Origin of the sequence: Campylobacter mucosalis, assembly GCF_013372205.1 — a bacterium.
GTDB classification, from domain to species: Bacteria; Campylobacterota; Campylobacteria; order Campylobacterales; family Campylobacteraceae; genus Campylobacter_A; species Campylobacter_A mucosalis.
The window spans coordinates 1,713,052-1,739,451 of sequence record NZ_CP053831.1; the positions used below are offsets into that span (position 1 = coordinate 1,713,052).

At 33.7% G+C, this 26,400-nt stretch carries 28 protein-coding genes and 1 other RNA gene; 5 read left to right on the forward strand and 24 right to left on the reverse strand.

Annotated elements, in window-relative coordinates; genetic code table 11:
* Window positions 1-7 precede the first annotated feature (7 nt).
* A complete protein-coding gene (gene sodB / locus CMCT_RS08865) occupies window positions 8-658 on the reverse strand; it encodes a superoxide dismutase [Fe] (RefSeq protein ID WP_034969909.1) in 651 nt (216 codons plus the stop codon).
* A 79-nt stretch (window positions 659-737) separates the two neighbouring features.
* Window positions 738-1,772, reverse strand: a complete 1,035-nt coding sequence (locus tag CMCT_RS08870; RefSeq protein WP_244948649.1) for an AI-2E family transporter — start codon at window positions 1,770-1,772, stop codon at window positions 738-740.
* Between the two features lie 115 nt (window positions 1,773-1,887).
* Between CMCT_RS08870 and CMCT_RS08875 the strand changes: the two genes are divergently transcribed.
* Window positions 1,888-2,124, forward strand: coding sequence for an AbrB/MazE/SpoVT family DNA-binding domain-containing protein (locus tag CMCT_RS08875; protein ID WP_051654916.1), 237 nt, complete (start codon window positions 1,888-1,890; stop codon window positions 2,122-2,124).
* Window positions 2,124-2,432, forward strand: a complete 309-nt coding sequence (locus CMCT_RS08880) for a type II toxin-antitoxin system PemK/MazF family toxin (protein WP_034969904.1) — start codon at window positions 2,124-2,126, stop codon at window positions 2,430-2,432. The genes CMCT_RS08875 and CMCT_RS08880 overlap by 1 nt, the downstream gene beginning before the upstream one ends.
* Here CMCT_RS08880 and ruvB read toward each other — a convergent pair.
* Window positions 2,429-3,439 (reverse strand): Holliday junction branch migration DNA helicase RuvB, encoded by a 1,011-nt coding sequence (gene ruvB / locus CMCT_RS08885; protein ID WP_034969902.1) that lies wholly within the window; start codon window positions 3,437-3,439, stop codon window positions 2,429-2,431. The two genes, CMCT_RS08880 and ruvB, sit on opposite strands and share 4 nt — an antisense overlap.
* A 139-nt stretch (window positions 3,440-3,578) precedes the next feature.
* On the opposite strand from ruvB, the gene CMCT_RS08890 reads away from it, so the two are divergent.
* A complete protein-coding gene (locus CMCT_RS08890) occupies window positions 3,579-3,983 on the forward strand; it encodes a histidine phosphotransferase (protein WP_034969900.1) in 405 nt (134 codons plus the stop codon).
* Between the two features lie 35 nt (window positions 3,984-4,018).
* Window positions 4,019-4,377, forward strand: a transfer-messenger RNA (tmRNA) gene (ssrA, locus tag CMCT_RS08895).
* A 32-nt stretch (window positions 4,378-4,409) separates the two neighbouring features.
* Here the strand turns inward: ssrA and CMCT_RS08900 are convergent.
* From CMCT_RS08900 to CMCT_RS09000, 21 genes are all read right to left on the reverse strand, one after another.
* Window positions 4,410-4,712 (reverse strand): hypothetical protein, encoded by a 303-nt coding sequence (locus CMCT_RS08900; protein WP_051654915.1) that lies wholly within the window; start codon window positions 4,710-4,712, stop codon window positions 4,410-4,412.
* A 2-nt stretch (window positions 4,713-4,714) separates the two neighbouring features.
* The gene (locus CMCT_RS08905; RefSeq protein ID WP_034969899.1) at window positions 4,715-5,311 is read right to left on the reverse strand and encodes a hemagglutinin repeat-containing protein; all 597 of its coding nucleotides are present in this window, start codon (window positions 5,309-5,311) and stop codon (window positions 4,715-4,717) included.
* A gap of 16 nt (window positions 5,312-5,327) precedes the next feature.
* Window positions 5,328-6,068 (reverse strand): hypothetical protein, encoded by a 741-nt coding sequence (locus CMCT_RS08910; RefSeq protein ID WP_034969896.1) that lies wholly within the window; start codon window positions 6,066-6,068, stop codon window positions 5,328-5,330.
* A 185-nt stretch (window positions 6,069-6,253) separates the two neighbouring features.
* A complete protein-coding gene (locus tag CMCT_RS08915; RefSeq protein ID WP_034969895.1) occupies window positions 6,254-6,724 on the reverse strand; it encodes a hypothetical protein in 471 nt (156 codons plus the stop codon).
* Window positions 6,725-12,796 carry a hemagglutinin repeat-containing protein gene (locus CMCT_RS08920; protein WP_176325116.1) on the reverse strand — a complete coding sequence of 2,024 codons (6,072 nt, stop codon included), beginning with the start codon at window positions 12,794-12,796 and terminating at the stop codon, window positions 6,725-6,727.
* 1 nt (window position 12,797) lies between these two features.
* Window positions 12,798-13,166: a hypothetical protein gene (locus CMCT_RS08925; protein ID WP_034970590.1), complete on the reverse strand. Its 369-nt coding sequence runs from the start codon at window positions 13,164-13,166 to the stop codon at window positions 12,798-12,800.
* Complete coding sequence (locus CMCT_RS08930) at window positions 13,159-13,701, reverse strand: hypothetical protein (protein WP_034970593.1); 543 nt, start codon at window positions 13,699-13,701, stop codon at window positions 13,159-13,161. Before CMCT_RS08930 ends, CMCT_RS08925 begins: the two co-directional genes overlap by 8 nt.
* On the reverse strand, window positions 13,698-14,021 hold the full coding sequence (locus tag CMCT_RS08935) for a hypothetical protein (RefSeq protein ID WP_034970595.1): 324 nt from the start codon (window positions 14,019-14,021) through the stop codon (window positions 13,698-13,700). The genes CMCT_RS08930 and CMCT_RS08935 overlap by 4 nt, the downstream gene beginning before the upstream one ends.
* A 131-nt stretch (window positions 14,022-14,152) precedes the next feature.
* Window positions 14,153-14,458, reverse strand: coding sequence for a hypothetical protein (locus CMCT_RS08940; RefSeq protein ID WP_169753594.1), 306 nt, complete (start codon window positions 14,456-14,458; stop codon window positions 14,153-14,155).
* A complete protein-coding gene (locus tag CMCT_RS08945) occupies window positions 14,455-15,264 on the reverse strand; it encodes a hypothetical protein (RefSeq protein ID WP_176325117.1) in 810 nt (269 codons plus the stop codon). The genes CMCT_RS08940 and CMCT_RS08945 overlap by 4 nt, the downstream gene beginning before the upstream one ends.
* A gap of 18 nt (window positions 15,265-15,282) precedes the next feature.
* Complete coding sequence (locus tag CMCT_RS08950) at window positions 15,283-15,603, reverse strand: hypothetical protein (protein WP_034970648.1); 321 nt, start codon at window positions 15,601-15,603, stop codon at window positions 15,283-15,285.
* Between the two features lie 39 nt (window positions 15,604-15,642).
* Window positions 15,643-15,972: a hypothetical protein gene (locus CMCT_RS08955; RefSeq protein WP_034970646.1), complete on the reverse strand. Its 330-nt coding sequence runs from the start codon at window positions 15,970-15,972 to the stop codon at window positions 15,643-15,645.
* Window positions 15,969-16,118, reverse strand: coding sequence for a hypothetical protein (locus tag CMCT_RS08960; RefSeq protein ID WP_217903840.1), 150 nt, complete (start codon window positions 16,116-16,118; stop codon window positions 15,969-15,971). The genes CMCT_RS08955 and CMCT_RS08960 overlap by 4 nt, the downstream gene beginning before the upstream one ends.
* The gene (locus CMCT_RS08965) at window positions 16,100-16,420 is read right to left on the reverse strand and encodes a hypothetical protein (protein WP_169753597.1); all 321 of its coding nucleotides are present in this window, start codon (window positions 16,418-16,420) and stop codon (window positions 16,100-16,102) included. The genes CMCT_RS08960 and CMCT_RS08965 overlap by 19 nt, the downstream gene beginning before the upstream one ends.
* Window positions 16,417-20,733: a two-partner secretion domain-containing protein gene (locus CMCT_RS08970; protein ID WP_176325119.1), complete on the reverse strand. Its 4,317-nt coding sequence runs from the start codon at window positions 20,731-20,733 to the stop codon at window positions 16,417-16,419. The genes CMCT_RS08965 and CMCT_RS08970 overlap by 4 nt, the downstream gene beginning before the upstream one ends.
* Before the next feature lie 10 nt (window positions 20,734-20,743).
* Window positions 20,744-22,414: a ShlB/FhaC/HecB family hemolysin secretion/activation protein gene (locus CMCT_RS08975; protein WP_051654951.1), complete on the reverse strand. Its 1,671-nt coding sequence runs from the start codon at window positions 22,412-22,414 to the stop codon at window positions 20,744-20,746.
* A 107-nt stretch (window positions 22,415-22,521) separates the two neighbouring features.
* Window positions 22,522-23,280, reverse strand: a complete 759-nt coding sequence (locus CMCT_RS08980) for a DUF4198 domain-containing protein (RefSeq protein WP_034970497.1) — start codon at window positions 23,278-23,280, stop codon at window positions 22,522-22,524.
* Window positions 23,281-23,339: 59 nt separating this feature from the next.
* Entirely contained in the window at window positions 23,340-23,552 is a 213-nt protein-coding gene (locus CMCT_RS08985) for a hypothetical protein (protein ID WP_034970499.1), read from the reverse strand.
* Between the two features lie 2 nt (window positions 23,553-23,554).
* Entirely contained in the window at window positions 23,555-24,241 is a 687-nt protein-coding gene (locus CMCT_RS08990; RefSeq protein WP_169753388.1) for a purine nucleoside phosphorylase YfiH/LACC1 family protein, read from the reverse strand.
* A complete protein-coding gene (gene ribE, locus CMCT_RS08995) occupies window positions 24,205-24,813 on the reverse strand; it encodes a riboflavin synthase (protein WP_034970502.1) in 609 nt (202 codons plus the stop codon). The genes CMCT_RS08990 and ribE overlap by 37 nt, the downstream gene beginning before the upstream one ends.
* 92 nt (window positions 24,814-24,905) lie before the next feature.
* The gene (locus CMCT_RS09000; protein WP_034970503.1) at window positions 24,906-25,361 is read right to left on the reverse strand and encodes a DUF411 domain-containing protein; all 456 of its coding nucleotides are present in this window, start codon (window positions 25,359-25,361) and stop codon (window positions 24,906-24,908) included.
* 105 nt (window positions 25,362-25,466) lie between these two features.
* Between CMCT_RS09000 and CMCT_RS09005 the strand changes: the two genes are divergently transcribed.
* Entirely contained in the window at window positions 25,467-26,273 is an 807-nt protein-coding gene (locus tag CMCT_RS09005; RefSeq protein WP_034970506.1) for a M48 family metallopeptidase, read from the forward strand.
* Window positions 26,274-26,400 lie beyond the last annotated feature (127 nt).

The window sequence follows — 26,400 nt, forward strand, 5'->3', positions numbered from 1 at the left end:
CTAAGGATTAGTTACAACCGCAACCGCAGCAGCCACCGCCCTTGCCGTGAAGGTCGTTTGTGTAAAACTTCACTGAGTTTAAGCCCTCTTTTTTAGCCCACTCATAAGCTTGTGAGACAAAATCCCAGTTGATATTTTCATAAAACGTTTCAAGGTATTTAGGACGTGCATTAAAGTTATCAATATAATAAGCGTGCTCCCAAACATCAACGACTAAAAGTGGCACTTTGCCGTCATTTACAGGCGTAGCTGCATTTGAAGTTTGCACTATCTCTAGTTTTTTTGCACTTGGGTCATAAACTAGCCACGCCCAGCCTGAGCCAAAAAGTGTGGTAGCAGCTTTTATAAAATCATCTTTAAAATTTGGTAGCTGTGCATTTAAATCCGCTTTTAAATCATCGCTCATCTCGCTTTTTTTAGCGATGCAATCCCAGTAAAAATCGTGGTTATAAACCTGTGCTACGTTGTTATAAAGTCCGCCCTTTGCACCTAGCAAAATATCGTAAAATTCGGCATTTTCAAACTCTGTGCCTTTAATTAGGTTGTTTAGGTTTGCGACATAAGTAGCGTGGTGTTTGCCGTGATGATACTCACAGGTTTTCTCGCTTACAACAGCATTTTGTGCTGGATTAAATGGTAATTCTCTTAGTTTAAACATTCTATCTCCTTTAAAAATTTGTGCGTCGATTATAGTTTAAATTTTCTAAATAGTTAATTAATATTTTTTATTAACTAGATTAAATTCTATCTCTTAAAAGCACATAAAGCCTGATTGTTGATATAAACAGCGTCACAATGGCAGGTCCAAGTATAATCCCCCAAAAGCCAAATGTCGTAATACCAGCTATCATAGCAAAAAATATGAGTAGCTCATTTATCTTTGCTGGTTTTTTTACAAGCCTTGAGTTTATAAATTTTATCACCAAAGGCTTTAAAAATGTATCAGCCACTATCGATATAACAATAACCGAATAAACAGCTATCACAACCGCTCCAAAACTATCGCCTGAGGCAAATTGATGAAGCGATATTGGCACCCATGAGAGCATACCACCCACAACTGGTATGAGCGATGTAAATGCAAATAAAATTCCCGTTAAAATGCCGTCATATCCGTAATACATCGTCACGAGAGAAAATAAAAACCCCTGTAAAATCATATTTATGATAATAGAGTAAAAAACCACACTCATCACATTTGCAACTTCACTAAGTATAAACTCGCTATCCTCTTTTTGCATCGGAAGAGCGTCTTTTAGGTATTTTACCAACTCGCCACCATAGAGCATAGCAAAAAAGAAAAACACAAGAACAAAAATCATATCTGTTAGAAATTTAGCACTTAACTTACCTATGCCAGTAATGCTTGAAATGGCATTTGTGATTATCTTATTAAAATCTAGACTACCCAAAAACTCATCAACACTTGGCTCTAAAAAACTAAAGGATACTGGCAAACTAAAATGGTAGTTTTTGATGTATTCTATCGTCGAATTTATCGTATCGGCGTTGAAATTTGTAGCGTATTTTACGATACTTGCGATCGCATAAAGTGATGGGGCAACAAACAAAAATAGTAAAACTATCGTCGTTAGCCCAGCTGAGAGTGTCTTTTTGCCATTTGTGATTTGTAAAATTTTTACATTTATGTTTGAGGTGGCAACTGCTAGAAGTGCTGCGATTAGGATATTTAACAAAAATGACTGAAATAGATATAAAAGCAGTGCCAACACAAAACAGACAAAAAATCCTATAAAAATTTTAGAACTCACATTGTGCCTTTTGGACATAAATTTTAGAGATTATAGCAAAATTTGCTTCATTTAAGATTTTAATTAAAGTCAAATTTTATAGTAATTACTTTATAATTACAAAAAAAGGCTAAAAATGACGACAAATTTAATACAAATAGGCAACTCACAAGGCATAAGACTACCTAAAAGCATAATTGAGCAGTTTGGGTTTGATAAAATTTCACTTGAAATTTTAAAAGAGGGGGTTTTACTAAAACCAGTTAAAGAAGACGACATAACTGACTGGGATACGCCAGAGCTAAGAAAGGCTGCCAATGATGAAAAAACGTGCGATTTTGGCACGATAGACTTAGATGAGTGGGAGTGGTGATGAAGCGATATGAGATATACTTTGTCGCCCTTGACCCAACAATAGGGGCAGAGATACAAAAAACCAGCCCCTGTGTCATCATCTCGCCACCAGAGCTTGACTATCTAAAAACTAGGCTAATAGCACCAATAACCAGCAAAGGATTTGAGGCACCATATCGTATCAAAATAAAACTACTTGACAAAGACGGACTTATCTTGTGTGATAAAATCAGGTGTGTTAGCACAAGTAGGCTCGTTTCAAAAATCACAGAGCTTGACACAAAAAGCGTCAAAGCCCTAAAATCCGTGCTAAAAAAGATGTTTTAATCAAACAACCCCTTTTCGCCCTCAAATTTCAAATCAAAAATCTCATACGCCTTCGCACTTGCTATCCTGCCACGAGCCGTTCGCTCAATGTAGCCATTTGCAAGCAAATAAGGCTCTAAAACATCCTCAATCGTCCCCTCATCCTCGCTCATAGCCGCAGCTATCGTGCTAAGCCCCAAAGGTCGGCGTTTTGCTTCTAGTAAAATCTCTAAATACTTTATATCCATCTCATCAAATCCGAGCGAATTTACGCCAAGTGCGTCAAGGGCTTCTTTGCTTCGCTCATGTGATATGAAATTTTCATCATTTATCTCAGCAAAATCGCGAATTCGTTTTAGTAGCCGTAAAGCGATACGTGGTGTGCCTCGCGAACGCCCAGCGACTTCAAGAGATGCGTTTTTATCGCACTCTTTGCCAAGTTTACTTGAAGCGATTTGCACGATACGGCTTAGCTCATCAGAGGTATAAAACTGCAACCTAAAATCCATACCAAAGCGATCACGAAGCGGTGCTGAGATCATACCGGCACGTGTTGTAGCTCCGATTAGCGTAAATTTTGGCAGATCAATCTTAATAGTTTGAGCAGCAGGTCCTGAGCCAATGATAATATCTAAGCGAAAATCCTCCATCGCAGGATATAAAACCTCTTCAATAGCAGGGCTAAGGCGATGAATTTCATCAATAAAAAGCACGTCGCCCTCTTGCAAATTCGTTAAAATCGCAGCCAAATCGCCACTTTTTTCTATCATAGGGGCTGCCGTCATCTTTATTGCCACGCCCATTTCGTTTGCGATTATGTGAGCAAGTGTCGTCTTACCAAGCCCCGGTGGGCCATAAAAAAGCACGTGATCAAGGCACTCAGAGCGTTTTTTCGCCGCTTTTATAAAGACGTTTAAATTTTGTTTTATCTTATCTTGTCCGATGTAATCATCAAATCCGCTAGGACGCAGACTTACCTCAAAATCGCTCTCAAAGCTAACTTTTTCTATCTCAACAATTCTATCCATCTTGCTACTTTTTAAATTTTTATGGATTTTACTTTAAAATTTATAATTCTTAGCTTTTGTTTTACTTTTTTGAAAATTTGTGCTAATTTTAGCAAATTTTTTGCTACAATATGGGTTGCTATTATTTTAAGGATCAATTATGGGCATATTTAAAAACCTAGAGCTTGAGTACTCTTTTGACATTGTAGATGAGTTTTTGTCACACTACTCTTTGATGTGCGACATTATGGAACCGCTCATAATAAGCCTAAATCGACCTGATAAATACAAAGATGATATGCGTGAGCTTTATAGAATTTTCCACAACATAAAGTCTGCTTCGGCATATATGCACCTTGATCCTATACTAAAACTCACAACTTTGGCTGAGGAAATTTGTAGTGAAGCCATAAATTTGCAAGGTCCAGCAAATGATAAATTTATCGATTGGCTCTTGCTAGTAAATGACCAGTTTAGCAAATACAGAGCAGATTTAGAAAACGACGCAGAATTCTTTAGTGTGCTAGAACCGCTCATAGTAAATATACCTCAAAAACTTGACTAAATTATAAAATCGCTGTAAAATAGCTGACTTTTTATGGGAGCGACTTGGCTTCGACAGGAGCAGAGTGGTCGTGGTGGCATACCGCTTTTGGCAAAGCGTAAAAAGCCTAAATTAAAATTAAACGCAAATAACGTTAAATTCGCTCCTGCTTACGCTAAAGCTGCGTAAGTTCAGTTGAGCCTTGCGCCTTTTGATACTATCTAAAAAGGTCTGCGAGTAATCCAGGTAGTGTAGTTTTGGGGTTTGACGAGCCTTGAAGCGAAGTTTAGTCTTAGTCTAAATTTTGGTTTTGGGAAGTGAGCCTTTTTAGATGAAATTTTCACTTCTGCTAAGTATGTAGAGGCTGCGGTTGTTTTGTTTTTGGACAGGGGTTCGATCCCCCTCGCTTCCACCATTCATACTAAATTTCTGCAAAAAATCTCTTTTTTATTTTTTATAGTCTTGTAATTCTCCTTTGCATTTAGGACAAATTCCGTTTTTATCTTTTACATCTACGTAATTATAAACTTTTTTGCATTTTTTGCAACGTAAGAATTCTGGGCATTTTAGTTTGTAAAAAATTCCTATGCATATAAAAAACAAACCTGTAGCTAAAAAACCAAAAATAGTTTTTTCATCAGACATTTGCCAACCTTGATACTTAAAATAAATTTTACCGCCAAATAAAGCCCAAATTGCTTCTACAATAAAAATAAAACCTAAAAATATAAAGCCACTTTTAACACTCATTTTTATTTCCATTTGTTATAGCTTGTGTTTGATAGGTTTTTCATAGGTTGGGTTATTTGTGTTAAATTTAGAGTGTTGTTTGCTATTAGCTGTGAGTTATTATTTATTATGCTCTCTTGGTTACTATGTCCTTGTGAGTAGTTTAAGCCAGCACTTCCTCCTCCACCTCCATACATACTAAATTTAATACTTCCACCTAGCTCTTTAGTATCTTGTTTAGATGTATATGTATCTTGTGATGATGATATGTTTAGGTTGTTTGTGTTTATGTCTATGTTATTAGAGGCTATTAGGTTTGAGCCAGTTATATTTGTGCTGGTATCTTTATCTTTATTGGTTGATATAGATATGTTGTTTGCTTGCAGGTTTGATGAGATAGAGGTTGTTTGTGTGGTGTTTGATTTAATGTCTTTACCATTTACATCTCCTGCTATGCCTACGCTAAAGCCATAAGTACCTGAGCTACTTACTGCTGCTACACTTTGGCTTATTAGGGCTGCTGTGTCATCAGCGGTTAGGGGTTTTAAGCATATTAAATTTGCTTGTAATCCTAATACAAATAAGATTATGCTAAATAATATGCTTGAAATTTTAGTCATTTACTTCTATTTTATACTAATATTCAGGATGTATCCATTGCACTAGTGGATTATGTCCGGCATTTGGGTCATATTTTTTATCATAATGCATTAACCCCTCTTTTTCCATACGAGCAGTATCTATGTCGTGAATGATAATACTATCAAATAGCTCTTTTTTGGTTTGTTTAAAAATTTTAAGAGCTTGCATTGATTTATCTTTATCAAACAAAGAAACTTCATACTGTATAACAAGATATTTAATTATATTAGCATTATCTTTTACATAGTATGGGCATTTGGTAGTATAAAATATCTTAGTAGTTGCTTTGTAAATCTCTCTTGTAGTTTGACACTTTATATTTCCTATATAATCAATATTGTCACTTAGAAGCCCGTGATGAGTCCAGCTAATCATTTCATCAATACTTGCTTCTTTATTATCTGGAAAACTGGCTTTAAAATACTCTTTAAAATACTCTTTTGGACTAATTTTAGTTTTTTCCATTTTAAAATATTTATCAATAGTCTTTTTATCCTCCACTTTTTCTATAAAAGAAAATTGTTCTGACATTTTTAAATTCTTAATACGCCTGTAAAATGCTGAAAAAGGGTCGTGAATATAATATCCTGTTGTCCATTCACTATTTGAATTCTTTGGCATAATAAAACTATAAGCCTTATAATTTCTTTTTGCTCCAAGCTCCAGTGGAATAAAATCAGATTTAAAACAACCACTAAAAACAAACGCAACTAAAAACCACACTAAATACTTCATTGTTATTTCTCCTTGTTAAATTTTATTTCTTTGTATAGGTTGTTATTATAATTTTGCATAGAGTGACCCCATATCTTATCCTTATTTATATTCATCTTTTAAGTATTCATTAGCATTTGAGCCAGTTAAACCAAATACATTAGATACCAAATCCCGGTCATTTACAATATAGGTAAAATTGTGTTTTACTTAACTAACGTTAAGTCTTTTTTGTTTAAAAAATAATCCTGCTTGGCACCTTCTGTTCTATATACTTTACAAAAGCCATCGTTATAACACTCTTGTATAAGTGCCACCTCTAGCTCTTCCCATATTTTAAATTTTTTTATATATTTATCATTCTCTTTAATATACCAAAAAACATTCTCAGGCTGAATAATTTTATAAACTTTCTCATTTGGCACTTCTTGACAATCCTTGTAATTAAAATATTTAACAATATAATTATGCTTATTCTTTTTAGCACTTGCACCATAACCCTCAGTGCCATATAGCATTTTGCTATTTGGGTTATTTGGGTCAATATACCACTTTTCAGTGTAGTATGGCGTATAGCTAATTGACAATATTTGATTATCAAAAAAACCATCACATTTTCCAGCATAGCAACCACTTATGAATAATACTAAAAAAGTTATAAATAAAATATTTTTCATTTAATACTCCGTGTCTTGTTTTAACATATTCTTATAATTCTCAGTCCCGTGTCCCGACATAAACCAAGTTTTTGGGTTAAGTATATTTTCTGGATAGGATACATAATCTCCGGGTCTTTTAAAGATTTTTAAAATTTTTTCATTATTTTCATTTGGTTTGCCATAAATTTTAATCAGTGTTTCATCTCTCATCGGAGCCCCAAAACTATAATATGTGTTTTTATTATTTGCCCCATACTTTGCTATCTCGTGAAATTGTGAGTGCATAAATATATAGTATTGTATTAGGTCTGAAAGCTCATTTTGTTTTTTGGTTATTTGTTTGCTTATGCCTGTTTTTCCATTGAATTTATCCACTAAAAATTCTATCCCATCTGCTAAAAATCCCCTCGATGGGTTATACCATACTTGAAAATCATCACTTCCTATTATATTTCTTCCGCCTTTTAAAGCGTCCTCTTTTGTATTTAATATACCATTGCCATATACATTACGTGAGTTTTTATCGCCTAAAACTTCAAACTGACTATCCTCATATCCAAAGTATCCTGGTATATTTCCTAGTAATCCACCTAAATTTTCATTTGTAGGCAATACTCCTAAACTTAAAGCACCAAACATATTCCAAACATAACCAACACCAGCTTCAAATGGATTATCGCTATTTTCATCAGGGAGTGTTTGTGCTATTGTAGCCATATTTTTATCCATATCCTCAAACTCCCTCTTAACCTGTTCTCTACCCTCTTTACTAAGTAACCTTGTATCTAGTGTGGAGTTTATGTTTGATGATATGTTTGTGTTGTATAGGTCTTTGTTTATTTTAGTTGTATCTGTGTTTAGTTTAGATATATCATCTGAGTTTTCTTTGTCTTTTATATTTAGATTACCTTGTCCTATTGTAGCTAGGGTTTTAGAGTGGGTGTAGTTTAAATTTCTATTGTTTGTGTAGTTTATTGATGATATTTTATTATGTTGGTTTGTGTCTTTGTCTTTTTTATTGTTTTCTTGGTTGTTTGATTTATTGGTGTTAGTTGTCTCTGTTTGTGTGTTGTCTTTGTTGTTTTGTTTGTTGTTGTTACTATTTAATGCATAGTTAAGTCCTATACCTAAACTTGTTCCTTTTGTATAGCTTGTATTTGATAGGTTCTCATAGGTTAGGGTATTTGTAGTTAGGTTTAGGTTTTTATTGTCTATGAAGTTACCATTCTCATCAAAGCTTCCAGCTGCTATCATTGAACCTTTTAGATGAGTGTTGTTTTTAGTGTTGATGTTTATGTTATTAGCTGTTATGCTTGATAGGGTTGTTTGTTTATTTATGGTGTTTAATTTGTCTTGGCTGAAATTTGAGTTTATGCTTGATGGTTTTATAGTGCTTATATCTACAAAGTGGTCTTTGCTTATTAGTGATGGTTTTACTGGTGTGTTGTTATTTATTTGATTGCTTTGAGTTTTACTTAATCCACTAAATCCTATACCAGCACCTAGGCTTGCTCCTTTATAGTTTGATTGGTATATATCTCTTTGGCTTTGTAAGCTTAGGTTGTTTGTGTTTAAATTTAGAGTGTTATTAGCTCTTAGGTTTGCTCCTTTTATGGTTGTGTCATTTGATGTGTTGATGTTTATATCATTGTGTGCTAGTAGTTGGCTATTGTTGTGTGTTGTGTTTTCTTGATCTAAGTTTGATTGTGAGTAGTTTAAGCCTGCACTACCTCCACCTCCACCATACATAGTCATCTTAACACTACCGCTTAGCTCTTTGGTTTTAGAGTCTGCTTTGTAGGTATCTTGGCTAGAGTTTATGTTTAGATCTTTAGTGTCTATGTTTATGTTGTTGTTTGCTATTAAGTTTGAGCCAGTTATGTTTGTGCTGGTATCTTTGTCCTTGTTGGTTGAAATTTTAATATTGTTTGCATTTAGGTTTGATGATACAGATGTAGTTTGTGCGGTATTGGATTTAGTGTTGCTACCTTTTATATCACCAACTATGCCTACGCTAAAGCCATATGTGCCTGAGCTACTTGTTGCTGCTACACTTTGGCTTATTAGGGCTGCTGTTTTAGAGGCTACGTTTGTAGTTGCTAGGGCGATATTTGCTATATAGTATTTTTCTTCATCTTTTACATTATCTATTATATCTGTTAGATCCTCTATGTCAGAGTAGTCTATACCTACCTCTTTGTTTTTATATCTTTGTTTTATATCTGATAGTTTGTCTTGTAGGTTTGAAACCTCTTGTTTATATTTATCATACTCTTTTTTTACACTCTCTAATTGCTTTATGGCCTCTTGTAAAGCTATGGCAGCTGGAGCTATCTGGGCGTATTCGTTTTGCACAGTAAGAGATAGGGCGGCATTAGCCTCTTTTAGGGTTGTGTCTGTGCTAATTGTATCTGTGCTGTTTGATATGTATATGTTGCCATTGTTTGAATGTAGGGTTATATCCTCTTTGGCATTTATATCAGCTCCTGTGATAGTTATATCTTTGTCGGTGGTGATGTTTAAATTTTTAGCTTGTAGGTTTGAGCTTATGCTTTTGGTGGATGAGATGTTGTTTGTAGCTTTTTCATAGGCTGCATCAGCTAGGCGGATCTTGGCTGATGTATCTTTTTTAAGTTCTGATAGAGATTTTGGTTTGGCATCTTTTAAGATATCGCCTATATGAGCTATACTAATACTGGTTTTTTTATCTATGTTGTAGCTTTCATGGGTATTAGTAGCGTTTAAGATGGTGGCAGTGTTTGCTTTTATGTTAGTATCTTGATCTGATTTAATGTTGGCTGTAATGATGGCATTGTTTGCATGTATATTAATATCTTTATTTGCTGTGATGTTTGATAGCTTAGATAAACCATCAAGGCTTCCTTTTTGATTCTCTTGGGCTTTGTAAATTTCTCCCCCATTTGTTCCTAGTGTGCCAACATAGGTAAATATACCAAGCGGATTAAAACTACTTTTTTTATGAACACTTACCTCTTTAACCTGCTCTTTGGCTGCTATGATATTTATATCATTATCTGCATTTAGGTTTAATGCCTTTATGCTTGATATATCTGATGAGATGATATTTATATTGTTTGTGGCGTTTAGGTTAATGTCGCCTGTGCTTGTGCTTAAAGATGAACCTTGTAAATTTGCTTTTGCAAGTGAATGCATATCAAGGCTTTTTTTAAGCCCGCCCCAGCTTGATTTGCTAGTATGTGAATAATCTAGACTCTCATATACTGCTGGATTTAGGTTAATATCCTTTGCATTTATATTTATCTCATTATCCGCTACTAAATTCGCCCCCTGTATAGTTGTATCTTTATTTGAGATTATGTTTATGTTATTAGCATTTAGATTTGATGATACAACATCTTCTTTTATGGTTTGTGTGGTTGTCTGCTTTTTAGATAAAAAGCCTTTGCTTGTTATTTTACTTGTTAAATCTATGGTGTCGTTTGTGGAGGTTATTAATAGGTTGTTGTTTGAGTTTAGGTTTATATTATCACTTGCGTTTAGGTTTGTGCTTACTAGTGTAATATCATTTGCTTTTAAATTTATGTTGTTTGCGTTTAGGCTTGAGATTTGATTGGTGGTTATAATGCCTTTAAAGGTTGTATCTTTACCGCTTATATTAAAGCTCTCTTTGGCTTGATTGGTTTTTATATTTAGGTCGTTTCTAGCTTGTAGGTTTATATTGTTTTTAGCACTTAAATTTGCTCCACTTATGTTTAGATTGTTATTAGCATTTATGTTTATATCTTTTTTAGCTATTAATTCTGACATAGCGCCTAGTGTGGTATTGGTAAAATTCCTACTGCTATAAGAGTTTGTTGTTTGGTCTATAAATATATCATTTGCGTTTAGGTTTATGTTTGAGGCAGTTATAGCTGATGATGTTAGGCTGATATTTTTATCTGCGTTTAGGTTTACACTGCTGTTTGCTATTAGTAGGCTATCTTTGTTTATAATGTTATTTGCATTAATGGCTATATCATTAGCTATTAATGCTCCATTATTAAACACATTTGCATCTGCGTCAATCTTAATATCATTTTTAGCTATTATTAGTGAGCTTTTATCTATTTGTGAATATGTTTTTTTATTTAATCTATCATTTAAAAGAGAGTTTGCGTTTTTATATAGGTTATCAAACTTATTTAGCATAAAAGGCATATTTGCACCGCTTGTGCTATATAGATAGCCAGTATCTATTGGGGTAAATTTTATATAAGGTATGTGGTTTGGTTTAAATAGTGGTATGTTTATGCTTTGGTTTGTTTTACTATTTATATCACCATTATTTAAATTTATCACACTTGCATAAAAGCCATTGTTTGCAGCTAGTATTGCTGGGTAGCCATCTTCTTGGTAAGTATAGTTCTTATAAGCACTATTGCCACCCTTAGTAACCCATTTTTTCTGTCCAGTAAGCTTACCTAATTTTTTCCACTCCTGTTGTCTGTATTCATATTTTATATGACTACTAACACTCCTATCAAGCTCTTTACCTATGTTGTTTAAAGTACCCAAGAGAATGTTAATATCATTATCTGCATAAATTTGGCTTTTATCGTTTGTGGTTGTGTTTGTTTTTAGATTTATATTATTAGAAGCATAAATTTTAGAGGGGATAAAGTTATCTAAACTATCTTGCGTGATATACTCTTTGGTTATGTTGTAGTAGATATTTCTAGTCTTTTCATTTGATTTGGCTCTATTTGTTGTAACAGCAATAGTGTTTGTGTTTTCATCCAGTAGGATTTGGATAAATGGGTGTGAGCTAGTGCCGTGTAGATAGCTCTTTTTATGTAAATTTAAAGCATAAGCTGTTGCGTCTTGTGATACTACTCTATTTAGTAGCTCTGTGTTTAGCTCTTTGTCTGTATATGTTTTATTTAATAACTTCCATTCATTTATAATCTCATCTTTTATACTTTTTATATTAGCTTCTAGTTTAAATACTCTCTTTCCACAACATTTTAGATTAAGAGTATTAGAGTAGGTGCTAAACCCTGTTTGTAGTGTGTTTAGCGAGTAGTTGTTTAGATTGTCTGCTTTTATAAATATATCATTAGCTAAGATATTTGATGATGCGTTGTTTATTTGGTTTGCAAATAGATTAATGGTGTCTACTGATATTATATTTGAGCTATTTGTGTTTGTTATCTCATTGGCTTGTAAATTTAGATTACTATTTGAGATGATATTTGCTTTATCTTTGTTTGTTATTGTTTTATTTGAGATTAAATCTATACTTTTTTCTGATTTTATGATATTAGAGTTTATTATATCCCCATTAGCATTTATCTTTATGTTTGTAGCTAGGATTATGCCTTTGTTATTTACACCTACTCCGTCATTAGTGGCTATTAGGTTTATCTTATTAGCATACATTCCACCAAGAGATGAGCTATCTATGGCTATTATGTTTTTATCATTGTTTGCATCTGCTTTTAAAGATAGATTGTTTGCGTGTATGTTTGAGGCTATGTTTATGGTGTTTGCTATTATGTTAGTGTAGTTAGAGCTATCATTTAGTCCTTTATCTATTATATTTATAGTGCCATTTTTATTTAGATATGAGCTATCTAAATTTTTAGCTATGCTATAAGCATTGTTTATATTTACATTTGAGGTGGTAAAGGTAGATGAGTTTGCATTTATTATATTTAAGCCATTTATGTTTATACCACTTGGATTAGCTATTAATAGATCAGCTCTCTTACCTGCTATTTCTAAATTTCCTTTTAAAAGTGATGGGTCGTTTGAATTTACTTGATTTACTATTAAATTAGCAGAGCCAGAGTTTAAAAAGGGATTAGCATTAACAAACCCAGCTATGTTTGTTTTATCTCCATTTACTGAGTTGTTTAATACTGTGCCAGTGTTTGGAGTGTTAAATTTAATATACTCATTCATAGATATACCATTCTTAGGTGTGGTTATATTTACTATTAGAGTTTCGTTTGTGGCTTTTAGGATAATAGGCTGGTTAGATTTAGGGGCGTTTGGGTCTGGGGTTATGGGGTTAGCTAGGGTTTGGATGATAATTAAAATTGGTAAAAAGATATATGGTGTTTTCATTTTAGTTTTTACTCTTTTTGGTAAATTCTTTTTCTATTTTATCAAGTTTTTGAAATTCTCTGTTTTTATTTTTAAATTCTTTATAGTCTTGCAATTCTCCTTTACATTTAGGACAAATTCTATTTTTATCTTTTACATCTGCGTAATTATAAACTTTTTTGCATTTTTTGCAATGGAGAAAATTTGGGTGCTTTGATTTATAGACGATTAAGAACAAACCGAATGCAAAAAAAATTATACTAGCAAATATCGCATAATTGCCTAAATATAATGGCTCATAATAGTGATAGCGAAATTCCTTAGTAGCATAAATTCCAAAACTTACAATAATAAGAATTAGTCCGCCAAATATACCAGCAAATCTATTCATTTATAATATTTTTTCTTATAGGTTCAATAATAAATTCCTTAGCTCCATAACCTAATCCTTGCAATAATGTATCTGGTGGATTTGGAGATATTGCACCATTTGTAAAATCAACCACCCCATAACCAATAGCCCAATTTCTTGGATTTAACATAAAATTTCCAAACCAATCTGCATTAGCTTTTGGTGTAAAATTTGTTGGCTTTATGGTTGTTATACTTTTCCCGTCTATAAACATTTTAAAATTCCTTGTTGATTTTCCATTTATTACTTGTGTAAATACTGGTTGCTTGCTAATATTATCAATACCAGCTATGGCATAATTTCTTCCGCCGTATATTATAAGTCCATTTTTATTATATGTGGCGTTTTTCGGTAAATTCTGAGTTATTTTTGCCATAGCGTCTGCTTCTATGTTGTTTAAGGCAGTTTTTATCTCGGTAGCTGTTGTTTTTAAGGTATTTGTGCCTAATTTAGCCACACCAGCAGTTGGCAATAATGACGGGATATCTATATTGTAAATTTTAATATTTATCATTGCAATAAAACAAAGCTTTCAGTTATTTTGCAATTTTCTTTCCCTGATAATATAATCCACTCTTGCACAATCTCTGGTTTATCATCTCTATTTGTTAAATACGCATAATAACACCCTTTTGGATAGTGCATTACGTATATATATCTATTTTCATCGTAAATTTCCCTGTGGTTTTGATTAGTTTTTGGAATAACAGAAGTTCCTATTTTAGGTTTTAAAACTCTTTCAACAAAAGTTTCATAAGTTGGAATATAATATTTAGAACAACCACTTAATCCTGATAAAACCATTAGACATAATATGATATTTTTTATATTCACCTAATACCCCTTTGCTTTATTTATAACTTCTTCCCTTGTCTGTTTATTATCTCTCTTTAAATCCTTATAAATTCCAATACTTGTCATATTATCTTATATGAATGGTGCTATTGCAAATGGTGTGGCTGGGATTAAAAACAACAAGCCCAAGCTTGTCTTTGCTTGCAATGTTCTTTACCTGACAATATAATCCACTCTTGAATAACTTCTGGTTTATCATCTTTGTTTGTTAGGTATCCATAGTGACAACCTTTTGGATGTTCAAATTTATATATGTATCTATTTTCATCATAAACCTCTCTAAGATTAGCACGATTATAAGGTGTTAAAAAGAAATCTCTATTCTCCTTAAAAACCTCATAACTTGGAGCACCTATGTAACAACTACTTAATCCAATTACAATCATTAAAAACGATACAATACTTCCAAATTTCATTTAAACTGCCTTTCGTATGATTTATTTATCGCATTTTCTCTCATCTGTTTATTATCTCTCTTTAAATCCTTATAAATTCCAATACTTGCCATATTATCTTGTATGAATGGTGCTATTGCAAATGGTGCAGAAGGTATTAAAAGCAATCCGCTTGCAATATCTATAAGAGTATTATTATTTTGTAGATATGTTTTTAATCCGATATTCTCATAATTCCAACTAGATAAAAAATCGTGTGGTCCTGCAAAGTATTCATTTACATAATCTGTAAAAGAACCTTTGCTATAACTACTACCAAATATAAGTCTTTCTCCTGTTTGAGAGCCACCAAATGGGGCGATTATTTCCTTGTTTATTAATTTGCCATTACTATAAGTTTGTTCATAATGACTTCCAGCCAGCTTAACTTCATCACCTCTAACGCCCTTACTTCGTGTGTTTTCAGGGACGAATTCTTTATTTTTCCCAGCATAATCATAATTATCCTTAACATACTTTCTCATCTGTAATGCACTATCACTTAGTATTGAAGTAATCGCTCCCATTGTAAATCCATCTTTAAAGCTTTCTCCTTTTATCTGTGATGTTATACCTTGACCTACTCCGTTTATAGTAGCGTTTTTAGCATAGTCTGATATATTCATATTTTCTGTTAAGGCATTTGTTCCAAATGCAAAATTTGCATATGATAGCACACCTGCACTTATAGTATTTGTAGCTAACAAGCCTAGGTCTATGTTTGGTTTGTTACCTGTTATGACTGATGATATTAGTGCTGTTGATGTTTGCTGTGTTGGTTGTATCATAAATCTTAAACAAATTTCTTAGTGTGGCAATGACACATTTGGTCTTGACTGGCATTTTTCTTTACCTGAAAGTATAATCCATTCTTGCACAACTTCTTGTTTTTTATCCCTATTTGTTAAAAAGCCAAAATGACATCCAGCAGGACGTTCAAATTTGTATATGTATCTATTCTCATCATAAATTTCTCTTTTATAATAAAACATCCAAGGAATATCGGAAGTATTTAAAAACTTATCTTGATTTTTTTTGAAATTTTCATAATTATTTGACTGCATTAACAGGCAACCATTCAATCCCACTAAAACCGCTAAAAATAAAAAAATATTTATTTTTTTCATTTTATATCTCCTTTATACTGATGATTATTCTATTGTTTTTTACATCCAAGTTCCAACCCCTGGCGTTTCCTTACAATATTCTGCTCCTGACAATATAATCCACCCTATAACTCTTTCAAAGTCATCGTTTCTATTCGTTAAATAACCATAAACACACCTTGAGTCCTCTGCTTCAAATTTATATATATATCGGTTCTCATCATAAATTTCTCTACGACTACTATTAAATTTTGGAATTTTATAATTATTCCAAGGTAATAATTCACCATCTCTTCTAGATTTAAAATTTTCATAAGTAGCCGTTTTAAAATAACATCCACTTAATGCAAAAGCACATAATATCATAAGAGCAACATTTTCTTTTTTCACTCAATACTCCTTTTACTTATAGTTTTTTCTCTCATCTGTTTATTATCTCTCTTTAAATCCTTATAAATTCCAATACTTGTCATATTATCTTGTATGAATGGTGCTATTGCAAATGGTGTGGCTGGGATTAAAAACAACAAGCCCATTTTTGTCTATCTTTACAAAATTCTTTCCCTGATAGTATAATCCACTCCTGAACAACTTCCGGCTTATCGTCTCTGTTGGTTAAAAAGCCAACAACACATCCTTCTTTATTCCAATTTATTTTATAAATAAACCTATTTTCATCATAAATTTCCCTATTTTTCCACTTATGCACAATTGGAGAATTTATTTTTGCATTTAGATTCATATTTTTTGCAAAAACCTCATAACTTGGAGCACCTATGTAACAACCACTTAATCCAATTACAATCATTAAAAACGATACAATACTTCCAAATTTCATTTAAACTGCCTTTCGTATGATTTATTTATCGCATTTTCTCTCATCTGTTTATTATCTCTCTTTAAATCCTTATAAATTCCAATACTTGCCATATTATCTTGTATGAATGGTGCTATTGCAAATGGTGCAGAAGGTATTAAAAGCAATCCGCTTGCAATATCTATAAGAGTATTATTATTTTGTAGATATGTTTTTAATCCGATATTCTCATAATTCCAACTAGATAAAAAATCGTGTGGTCCTGCAAAGTATTCATTTACATAATCTGTAAAAGAACCTTTGCTATAACTACTACCAAATATAAGTCTTTCTCCTGTTTGAGAGCCACCAAATGGGGCGATTATTTCCTTGTTTATTAATTTGCCATTACTATAAGTTTGTTCATAATGACTTCCAGCCAGCTTAACTTCATCACCTCTAACGCCCTTACTTCGTGTGTTTTCAGGGACGAATTCTTTATTTTTCCCAGCATAATCATAATTATCCTTAACATACTTTCTCATCTGTAATGCACTATCACTTAGTATTGAAGTAATCGCTCCCATTGTAAATCCATCTTTAAAGCTTTCTCCTTTTATCTGTGATGTTATACCTTGACCTACTCCGTTTATAGTAGCGTTTTTAGCATAGTCTGATATATTCATATTTTCTGTTAAGGCATTTGTTCCAAATGCAAAATTTGCATATGATAGCACACCTGCACTTATAGTATTTGTAGCTAACAAGCCTAGGTCTATGTTTGGTTTGTTACCTGTTATGACTGATGATATTAGTGCTGTTGATGTTTGGGTTATCACAGCCGATGTCATAGCCGATACAGCAGTAGCACTAGCAGTGCTGCTAGCTAGACCTATACCTCCTGCAAAGGCAGCTCCTGCTCCTGCTGTTAGGTATGTAATTATAGCTGTTATAATAAGTGAGCCTATACCACTAAGAGTAGTTGTTTTATTCTCCCACTCTTTTGAGTTTAGAGTAGCTTTTATTTGATTTATGGTCTTTTCATCTATTGGGGTTGTTTGGTTTGAGGTAAGCTCTTTTATTATATTGTCTTTAAATTCTTGCGAATTTAGAGTTTGATTTATATTGTTTGCTAGATTTGTATCAAGCTTATCGGTTATATCTTTACCATTTAGTATAAACTTATCTTTTATCTTTATAACAGCTGGGATTTCTATCTCTTTTATCTTGCCTTTATCTGTTATGGTAGCTGTTAAAATTCCTGAGCCTTGTTTAAACTCTGTCTTTATATTTGTTTGCTTATCTGAGATTAGGTTTAGGATTTGGGTGTTTATGCTTGCTGTGTTGGCTTGTATGGTTGAGGCTAAGATATTTATGGTGTTTGCGTTTAAATTTATTTGATTAGAATTTAGATTTGAGCCTTGTTTGTTTGTAACTTGGTCTGTTTTGTTTAGAGAGGATTTTGAGATACCCCCAAAGCTTGATTTAGATGTTTGTGTTGTTTCTTGGGTTAGGTATGTAGCAGGAGTTAGATTAATATTATCTGCACTTATGTTTATCTCGTTTTGTGCTAATAAATTTGAACCTTGTATGGTTGTGTCTTGGTTTGAGGTTAGATTTATGTTTTTAGCGTTTAGGTTTGAGCTAATTACTTGCTCTTTTATGGTTTGTGTGGTTGTCTGCTTTTTAGATAAAAAGCCTTTGCTTGTTATTTTACTTGTTAAATCTATGGTGTCGTTTGTGGAGGTTATTAATAGGTTGTTGTTTGAGTTTAGGTTTATATTATCACTTGCGTTTAGGTTTGTGCTTACTAGTGTAATATCATTTGCTTTTAAATTTATGTTGTTTGCGTTTAGGCTTGAGATTTGATTGGTGGTTATAATGCCTTTAAAGGTTGTATCTTTACCGCTTATATTAAAGCTCTCTTTGGCTTGATTGGTTTTTATATTTAGGTCGTTTCTAGCTTGTAGGTTTATATTGTTTTTAGCACTTAAATTTGCTCCACTTATGTTTAGATTGTTATTAGCATTTATGTTTATATCTTTTTTAGCTATTAATTCTGACATAGCGCCTAGTGTGGTATTGGTAAAATTCCTACTGCTATAAGAGTTTGTTGTTTGGTCTATAAATATATCATTTGCGTTTAGGTTTATGTTTGAGGCAGTTATAGCTGATGATGTTAGGCTGATATTTTTATCTGCGTTTAGGTTTACACTGCTGTTTGCTATTAGTAGGCTATCTTTGTTTATAATGTTATTTGCATTAATGGCTATATCATTAGCTATTAATGCTCCATTATTAAACACATTTGCATCTGCGTCAATCTTAATATCATTTTTAGCTATTATTAGTGAGCTTTTATCTATTTGTGAATATGTTTTTTTATTTAATCTATCATTTAAAAGAGAGTTTGCGTTTTTATATAGGTTATCAAACTTATTTAGCATAAAAGGCATATTTGCACCGCTTGTGCTATATAGATAGCCAGTATCTATTGGGGTAAATTTTATATAAGGTATGTGGTTTGGTTTAAATAGTGGTATGTTTATGCTTTGGTTTGTTTTACTATTTATATCACCATTATTTAAATTTATCACACTTGCATAAAAGCCATTGTTTGCAGCTAGTATTGCTGGGTAGCCATCTTCTTGGTAAGTATAGTTCTTATGGGCACTATTGCCGCCTTTGGTAACCCATTTTTTTGTTCCCAGAACTTTATTTTTCCATTCTTCTTTTTCCCACTCATATTTTAAGCTAGAGCTTACCACTCTTTGAAGGTCTTTGCCTATATTATGCACATTAGCATTTATTATTTTAATATCATTATCTGCATAAATTTGACTTTTATCGTTTGTGATAGTGCCAACATTAAAGTTTATATCATTAGCAGAGTAAATTTTAGAAGGGATAAAATTTGCTAGACTATCAGGAGTTATAAATTCTTTGGTGATTGAATAATAAAGCGTTCTAGTCTTTTCATTATCTTCTGCATGCCTGGTTGTGATTATGATAGAATTTGAAGCTTCGTCTAGTCTGATATTGTTATAAGGGTGCGAACTAGTGCCGTGTAGATAGCTCTTTTTATGTAAATTTAGAGCATAAGCTACGCTATCTTGTGAAACTACTGCGTTATAAAGCTCTAAATTTAGTTCATTATCACTGTAAGCTTTACCCTCAAGCTGCCACTTGTTTATGATCTCATCTTTTATCTTTTTTATATCTACGCTTAGACTAAATGCCTTATCGCCACAACATCCAAGATTAAGAGTGGAGCTAAAATTTTGCCTAGCTATTTCAAGCTTGCTTAGTGAGTAGTTGTTTAGATTGTCTGCTTTTATAAATATATCATTAGCTAAGATATTTGATGATGCGTTGTTTATTTGGTTTGCAAATAGATTAATGGTGTCTACTGATATTATATTTGAGCTATTTGTGTTTGTTATCTCATTTGCATTTAAGCTTATATCTTCTTTGCTAATGATATTTGCTTTATCTTTGTTTATGATGGCTTGGTTTGAGTGTATATTAGTTTGCTTATCTGAGACTATGGTGTTTGAGTTTATAATATCCCCATTAGCATTTATCTTTATGTTTGTAGCTAGGATTATGCCTTTGTTATTTACACCTACTCCGTCATTAGTGGCTATTAGGTTTATCTTATTAGCATACATTCCACCAAGAGATGAGCTATCTATGGCTATTATGTTTTTATCATTGTTTGCATCTGCTTTTAAAGATAGATTGTTTGCGTGTATGTTTGAGGCTATGTTTATGGTGTTTGCTATTATGTTAGTGTAGTTAGAGCTATCATTTAGTCCTTTATCTATTATATTTATAGTGCCATTTTTATTTAGATATGAGCTATCTAAATTTTTAGCTATGCTATAAGCATTGTTTATATTTACATTTGAGGTGGTAAAGGTAGATGAGTTTGCATTTATTATATTTAAGCCATTTATGTTTATACCACTTGGATTAGCTATTAATAGATCAGCTCTCTTACCTGCTATTTCTAAATTTCCTTTTAAAAGTGATGGGTCGTTTGAATTTACTTGATTTACTATTAAATTAGCAGAGCCAGAGTTTAAAAAGGGATTAGCATTAACAAACCCAGCTATGTTTGTTTTATCTCCATTTACTGAGTTGTTTAATACTGTGCCAGTGTTTGGAGTGTTAAATTTAATATACTCATTCATAGATATACCATTCTTAGGTGTGGTTATATTTACTATTAGAGTTTCGTTTGTGGCTTTTAGGATAATAGGCTGGTTAGATTTAGGGGCGTTTGGGTCTGGGGTTATGGGGTTAGCTAGGGTTTGGATGATGGTTAGGATTACTAAGAGGTGGTGTTTCATTGGTTAGCCTTTAAATTTGATAACTTAGTGTGAAATTTATGGCTTTGGATTTGGTGGTAAAAAACTCTGGCTTTTTTAGCGGCTTAAAAGCAAGCAAATCATAGCTAAACGAGCCAACCTTACCACGAATGCCAACACCAGTGCCAATTAGTTTATTATCGCTTTTAAATTCCGATGCCACGCTATAAACAGCCCCTAAGTCAAGAGCGGTGTAGATTTCATTAAGCCCATAATAGCGATACGCAAGGGTGTTACGCAGATAAAAGCCCTTTTGTCCGCTTAAACTCATCTGTCCGTCAAATCCACGCACAGAGTAGATACCGCCGATACTTATGCGGTCTTGTAAGGTAAGTGGGGTTTTATTATACTGGGCGTAAAAGTTCATATCGTATGAGAAATTTTCATAATTTGTTTTAAAATTTACATCAACCAGCCATATTTTCATCCTGCTTGTGCCTTCGCCCAAATTTTGCTCTGGTGCGCTGATGGCGTCCAGCATACCAGTGCCTCTTTTGTAGGTTAGCTTGGCATTAAGCGATGAGTTTAGAAAATACCTTTCAAGTTTTGTGCCTACCTCGTAGCTAGAAGTTTTTCGGCGTTGGTTAGTAAGCTCAAAGTCCTCAATATAATTTTTGCTCTTACGATGAAAAAAGGCAAAAAATGGCGTTAATTTTGTCTTATCATCTCGGTATATTAGATAGCTAAAATTTAGGCGATCGCTATCGCTTGTGCCGCTATATTTATATAGATTATAAGCACCAGCTACAACTTGATGATAGCTGTAATGCGAGTGCGTGTAGTCAATAGCTAACGCACCAAACGGCACTTTAAAATTCGCATAAAAGTTATTTGAGCCACCATTTTTACTCTCGTCATTTAGCTTTGTTTTCTCTTTTTTAAAAACCGCTCCGCCGTAGTTTAGAGTGTAAATTTCATTAAAACCAAGCAAATTTAACGCACTTAGCCCAAACGAGCCTTGATATTTGCCAGTTGGTTTGCTACCAAAATTATCAAGCCCAAAGTAAGCTGTTATTGGCACTTTGCGTTGCTGTCTTGTGATAAGAATGTCGCTGCTATTTGGCTTAGCACTGGGCGAGAGTGAAATTTGAGTGTTACCAAAAGTAGCATTTTGGATATTTTCAAGTGCGGTTTCAACATCTCTTATGTTTAACGCTTTTTGATGATCAATCTCACCAAACGCACTAAACAGCGAGGCTCTGTTACGCTTTGTGTCTTCATTATTTATAGTGATTTTATCTATTTTGCCGAGGTTTAAGTCAAGGACGATTTTGCGAGATTTTAAATTTAGATTTTGTGGGATGACGCTACTAGTTATGTAACCAGCCCCTATAATTTCATTATTTACTGCTTTTATAATGGCATTTATACTTTGTTCTCCAAGGCAAACTCCGCTTTTAAATTTTAGCTTTTTTAGGACTTTGTCTAGGTTGATTTTTACTTGGCTGTTTAAAATAATCTCATCTATCTCAAAGCAAGGATTTTCGTTTAAAACGAGCGATATATCGCTATCTTGATTTAATGATTGCAAATTTATGTTTGATGAGGGGATGTTTGATTGTGATTTATTAAGCCTATCTTGTTCATTTTTAAACTCTCTTTGTTCTATGTTTGCGTATAAAAACGCAAAACTAAATACCAAAAAAGAGAGAATTTTAAACATAAAGTAACCTTAAAGTAAATAAAACAGTGGCGATTATACAAAACGGCTCATAAAAATATGCTGAAAATGAATGTTTGTAAATTTAGGCTAGAAAATCTAGCCTAAATTTATTTTATAGCGAATTTAAAAGTGCTTTCATACACGTTTTCATCGCATATTTTCTTATTTTCATAAGGCGTTTTATATAAAACACTCACAGCGTATTCACCCGCTTTAAAAAGCTTGATATTTATGCGTCCATTTTTATCCGTCTTGCCCCAAAATCCCCTTTGCTCGCTATCGTGAGTATTCTCAAGATACGGCGAAATCACGCCTACATCAACACCGGCTAAAGGTTTGCCCTTAAATAGCACCTGAACGCCAAAAAACTCATCCACCGCAAAATCAGCTGGATTTGATAATGGTACTATCTCAAGCGTCTGCCCGATTGGCTTTGTAACATCGATCTCATTAGCGTTTTCTACGTTTAATACCGCCTTTGCACTCATTTTAGCTAGCTCACAATACTTAATCTTTTTGCCATTTTTGCGGTCAGTGTGCATATGCCATTTACCCTCACTATCCTCACTCCAAAAGGTTGGCTTATACTCTCCAGCTACGATGTATGAGCCTTTTTCTAGCTTTTTGCCCTCAAAATTGTAATTTTGTCCAGATTGGTTTAGTTCAATCTTTTTACCATCTCTTAAAAGATAAGGCTTATCAAATAAGCCAACCCTCTTTTCAGATATGACCTCAACACCTGGAAACTCGTGTCCATAACCTATTTGCACGTTAAGCATCTCATTATTTTGGGCATTTAACCAAAAATCGTGTGCATTTAAAGAGCAGATAATGCCACCTAAAAGTAGAATTTTACTTGCCTTCATATTCTCTCCTATTTTGAAAATAAAAATCAAATAGTAGCAGAATTTTATTTAAATGCAACTTAGCTGCTTAGCTGAACGCTCTCTTCTATCTTTATAAGAGTTGTAAAAATATTAGCGATACTAGCTCTTTGTTCTTTGCTAAGCTCGTATTTTATGCTAAAAAGCGAATTTAGCACGGCTTCATTTGCAAGGCTATCAACGCCAAATTTTTTGGCATTTTCAACCACTTTTAACACACTTATATCTTTTACTCTGAAATTTTCGTAACCCAAAACTAGCCCCTTAAAGCTATCACACCGGCAAATCTGCCGGTATTTTTCTCTCGTCTATACGAGTAAAATCTCTCATCACAATGAGAACATCGCTTATCAAAGTGAAATTTTGTAACACCAAGCGACTCAAACTCATCTTTTAACGCCAAATTTATATCAAAATTTAGTCCATTTTTATATTTATTAAACTCGCCCAAATCCAAAGCTCCTATTTCGTAACAACTACCTTTGATATTTACTCCCGCAAATGCCTCAATATCGCTACTTTGTGAGCCAAACTCGCTTTGCATTAAAGCTATGGTTTTTGTTACGATTTTACTTACTACACCGGCACGACCAGCGTGGATAGCAGATATTACGCCACTTTTTCTATCATAAAGCAAAATCGGCGAACAATCAGCAACCATAACGCAAATTCCAATACCCCTTAAAGCCGTTATAGCTGCGTCACACTCGCCAAGTTCATCGTCTTTATTCTTTAAAATTTTAACGATACTTGAGTGGGTTTGAGTCATAAATTTAAGCTCATCTAGCCCTAAAAAATCGCACAAATTTTTGCGATTTTGCTCCACATTTTTTACTTCATCTCCCACGTGAAGTGCTAAATTTCCAGCCTCTTTTGTGCTAAATCCAGCTAAAATTTCACTCCCATTTAATACAAACTCAAAAATTTCTCTGCCATCTCCCAAGTAAGCTCCTTTTTAAACCCAAGCTGTCTAGCAACATAACGTGCCAAAAGATCGCTCTCGATATTTACGCGTCTGCCGATTTTAAATTCGCAAAAAAGACTCTCTCTTAGCGTAATAGGAATAATCGTAAGCCTTATGCCATCACTTAAAACCTCATTTATCGTAAGGCTAACGCCCTCGACGCAAACACTGCCCTTATTTGCCATTAGTGGCATAATCTCACTTGGCAATTTTATATAAAAATCTGTGCCATTTTCACGTTTTGAAATTTTATAAATTTCACCAATAGCGTCAATATGCCCCTGAACCAAATGCCCATCAACTCTCTCATCAAGCCTCATTGCTGGTTCTATATGCACTCTATCTTTTAAATTTTCAACCGCGATATGAGTTCTGCTTTCAAAACTAAGCTCAACGCTAAAGCCGTCATCAAAAAGCTCTATTACGCTAAGACAAGCACCATTTACTGCTATGCTGTCGCCTAGTTTTGGGCGAAATTTTGCCTTTAAACGCAAAACATTTTGCGAGTAGCTAACAACACTTGCTATCTCTCTAATAAGTCCATTAAACATCTTATCTCTTTGTAGTTTTTAGCAATTATATAAAAATTTTGAAATTTTTGGATTAAAAAAGAAGTGCGGGCTATCTAAACCCGCAAAATGAGCTATTTTATCTTTTTGCTGCCTATGTAAGTTGCAAAAACTTCGGCACTGCCGTCGTGTTTAAATATCACAACATCGTATTGCTCAGGCACGTTTCCTTGCTCCATACCAGGACTTTCTAGTGGCATACCTGGCGTGCTTATACCGATAACACCCTCTGGTTTAAGCGCTAAAAGACGCTTGACCTCATCCGCTGGAACGTGTCCTTCTACAACGTATCCGCCAACTAAAGCAGTATGACAACTAGCTAGCTCTAACGGCACTTTGTTTTTGGCTTTTACCTCTATAGTGGCATCTGTTAGATATTCTTTTGTGCTAAAGCCATTTGCACGCATATGTTCTTCCCATTTTGAGCAGCAACCACAAGTAGGAGATTTATAAACCTCTACAAGCTCTGAAGCAAAATTTGCACTTGCAAATAGACACAAAATACCTAATGCCAAACTCGTTTTTTTCATACTTTTCCCCTTGTATAAAATTTATATAATGATATCTGATACATTTAAACATAAATTTAATAAAATTTTGTGATAAAATCACGAAAATTAGCATAAGGATTTGCGATGAAATTAACAAAAATTTTAGCCATTATATTTGTGGGGATATTTTTCATAGGGTGTTTTGCTAGTACCACAAAAGCTGGTTTAGTGGGCGTAGATAGTCGTCAGCTTCTTTTGGTATCGGCTGAAAGCATGAACGAAAGTGCAAGATTATCGTATGCTAAAACAATAGGCAGTGCAAAATCAAAAAGCACACTAAATACCGATCCTGCTATGACAAAACGCGTTCAGAGCATATCTGCTAAGCTAATCTCGCAAGTTGGGGCATTTAGAGATGACGCTCTAAAATGGAACTGGCAAGTAAATGTCATCAACCAAGATACTCTAAACGCCTGGTGTATGCCTGGCGGTCGCATCGTGGTATATAGTGGTATCATAAAAAGGCTAAATTTGACAGACGGCGAACTAGCTGCTATCATCGGACACGAAATAGCACACGCTCTAAGAGAGCACAGCAGAGAACAAGCAAGTTCTGACCAACTGCAAGGCATAGGTATATTTGCGATATCAGCTGTTGCGGGACTTGATGCCTCTAGCACTCAGCTACTTGCCCAACTAGCACAATACGGCATATCTTTGCCATTTTCAAGATCACACGAAACAGAGGCTGACCGAATAGGCACCGAGCTAATGGCACGTGCTGGTTATAATCCAAATGAGGCCATAAATGTTTGGGTCAAGATGAATAAGCTAGGTGGCGACTCTGTTCCTGAAATTTTAAGCACACACCCATCAAACGAGAGCAGAATAGCAGATCTAAAAGAGGTAGCACAAAAGGTTATGCCGTTATACACGGCTAGTAGGAAGTAGCCCTTTTACACCAACTGCGTAGCCTGTGATTCGTAGTTGCTTTGCTGTCCGTCTTGCTCACTCCGCACATAAGCTATCATTATCACTAAAACAAATATTTTTCAATTTAAGAAAATTTATGATAGAA

Bases quoted from the DNA above. Each gene is read 5' to 3' on its own strand.
- sodB (WP_034969909.1), bottom strand. From the start codon at position 658: ATGTTTAAACTAAGAGAATTACCATTTAATCCAGCACAAAATGCTGTT.
- CMCT_RS08875 (WP_051654916.1), top strand. From the start codon at position 1,888: ATGACGACAAATTTAATACAAATAGGCAACTCACAAGGCATAAGACTA.
- CMCT_RS08880 (WP_034969904.1), top strand. From the start codon at position 2,124: ATGAAGCGATATGAGATATACTTTGTCGCCCTTGACCCAACAATAGGG.
- ruvB (WP_034969902.1), bottom strand. From the start codon at position 3,439: ATGGATAGAATTGTTGAGATAGAAAAAGTTAGCTTTGAGAGCGATTTT.
- CMCT_RS08890 (WP_034969900.1), top strand. From the start codon at position 3,579: ATGGGCATATTTAAAAACCTAGAGCTTGAGTACTCTTTTGACATTGTA.
- CMCT_RS08900 (WP_051654915.1), bottom strand. From the start codon at position 4,712: ATGAGTGTTAAAAGTGGCTTTATATTTTTAGGTTTTATTTTTATTGTA.
- CMCT_RS08905 (WP_034969899.1), bottom strand. From the start codon at position 5,311: ATGACTAAAATTTCAAGCATATTATTTAGCATAATCTTATTTGTATTA.
- CMCT_RS08910 (WP_034969896.1), bottom strand. From the start codon at position 6,068: ATGAAGTATTTAGTGTGGTTTTTAGTTGCGTTTGTTTTTAGTGGTTGT.
- CMCT_RS08915 (WP_034969895.1), bottom strand. From the start codon at position 6,724: ATGAAAAATATTTTATTTATAACTTTTTTAGTATTATTCATAAGTGGT.
- CMCT_RS08920 (WP_176325116.1), bottom strand. From the start codon at position 12,796: ATGAAAACACCATATATCTTTTTACCAATTTTAATTATCATCCAAACC.
- CMCT_RS08925 (WP_034970590.1), bottom strand. From the start codon at position 13,166: ATGAATAGATTTGCTGGTATATTTGGCGGACTAATTCTTATTATTGTA.
- CMCT_RS08930 (WP_034970593.1), bottom strand. From the start codon at position 13,701: ATGATAAATATTAAAATTTACAATATAGATATCCCGTCATTATTGCCA.
- CMCT_RS08940 (WP_169753594.1), bottom strand. From the start codon at position 14,458: ATGAAATTTGGAAGTATTGTATCGTTTTTAATGATTGTAATTGGATTA.
- CMCT_RS08945 (WP_176325117.1), bottom strand. From the start codon at position 15,264: ATGATACAACCAACACAGCAAACATCAACAGCACTAATATCATCAGTC.
- CMCT_RS08950 (WP_034970648.1), bottom strand. From the start codon at position 15,603: ATGAAAAAAATAAATATTTTTTTATTTTTAGCGGTTTTAGTGGGATTG.
- CMCT_RS08960 (WP_217903840.1), bottom strand. From the start codon at position 16,118: ATGGGCTTGTTGTTTTTAATCCCAGCCACACCATTTGCAATAGCACCA.
- CMCT_RS08965 (WP_169753597.1), bottom strand. From the start codon at position 16,420: ATGAAATTTGGAAGTATTGTATCGTTTTTAATGATTGTAATTGGATTA.
- CMCT_RS08970 (WP_176325119.1), bottom strand. From the start codon at position 20,733: ATGAAACACCACCTCTTAGTAATCCTAACCATCATCCAAACCCTAGCT.
- CMCT_RS08975 (WP_051654951.1), bottom strand. From the start codon at position 22,414: ATGTTTAAAATTCTCTCTTTTTTGGTATTTAGTTTTGCGTTTTTATAC.
- CMCT_RS08980 (WP_034970497.1), bottom strand. From the start codon at position 23,280: ATGAAGGCAAGTAAAATTCTACTTTTAGGTGGCATTATCTGCTCTTTA.
- ribE (WP_034970502.1), bottom strand. From the start codon at position 24,813: ATGTTTAATGGACTTATTAGAGAGATAGCAAGTGTTGTTAGCTACTCG.
- CMCT_RS09000 (WP_034970503.1), bottom strand. From the start codon at position 25,361: ATGAAAAAAACGAGTTTGGCATTAGGTATTTTGTGTCTATTTGCAAGT.
- CMCT_RS09005 (WP_034970506.1), top strand. From the start codon at position 25,467: ATGAAATTAACAAAAATTTTAGCCATTATATTTGTGGGGATATTTTTC.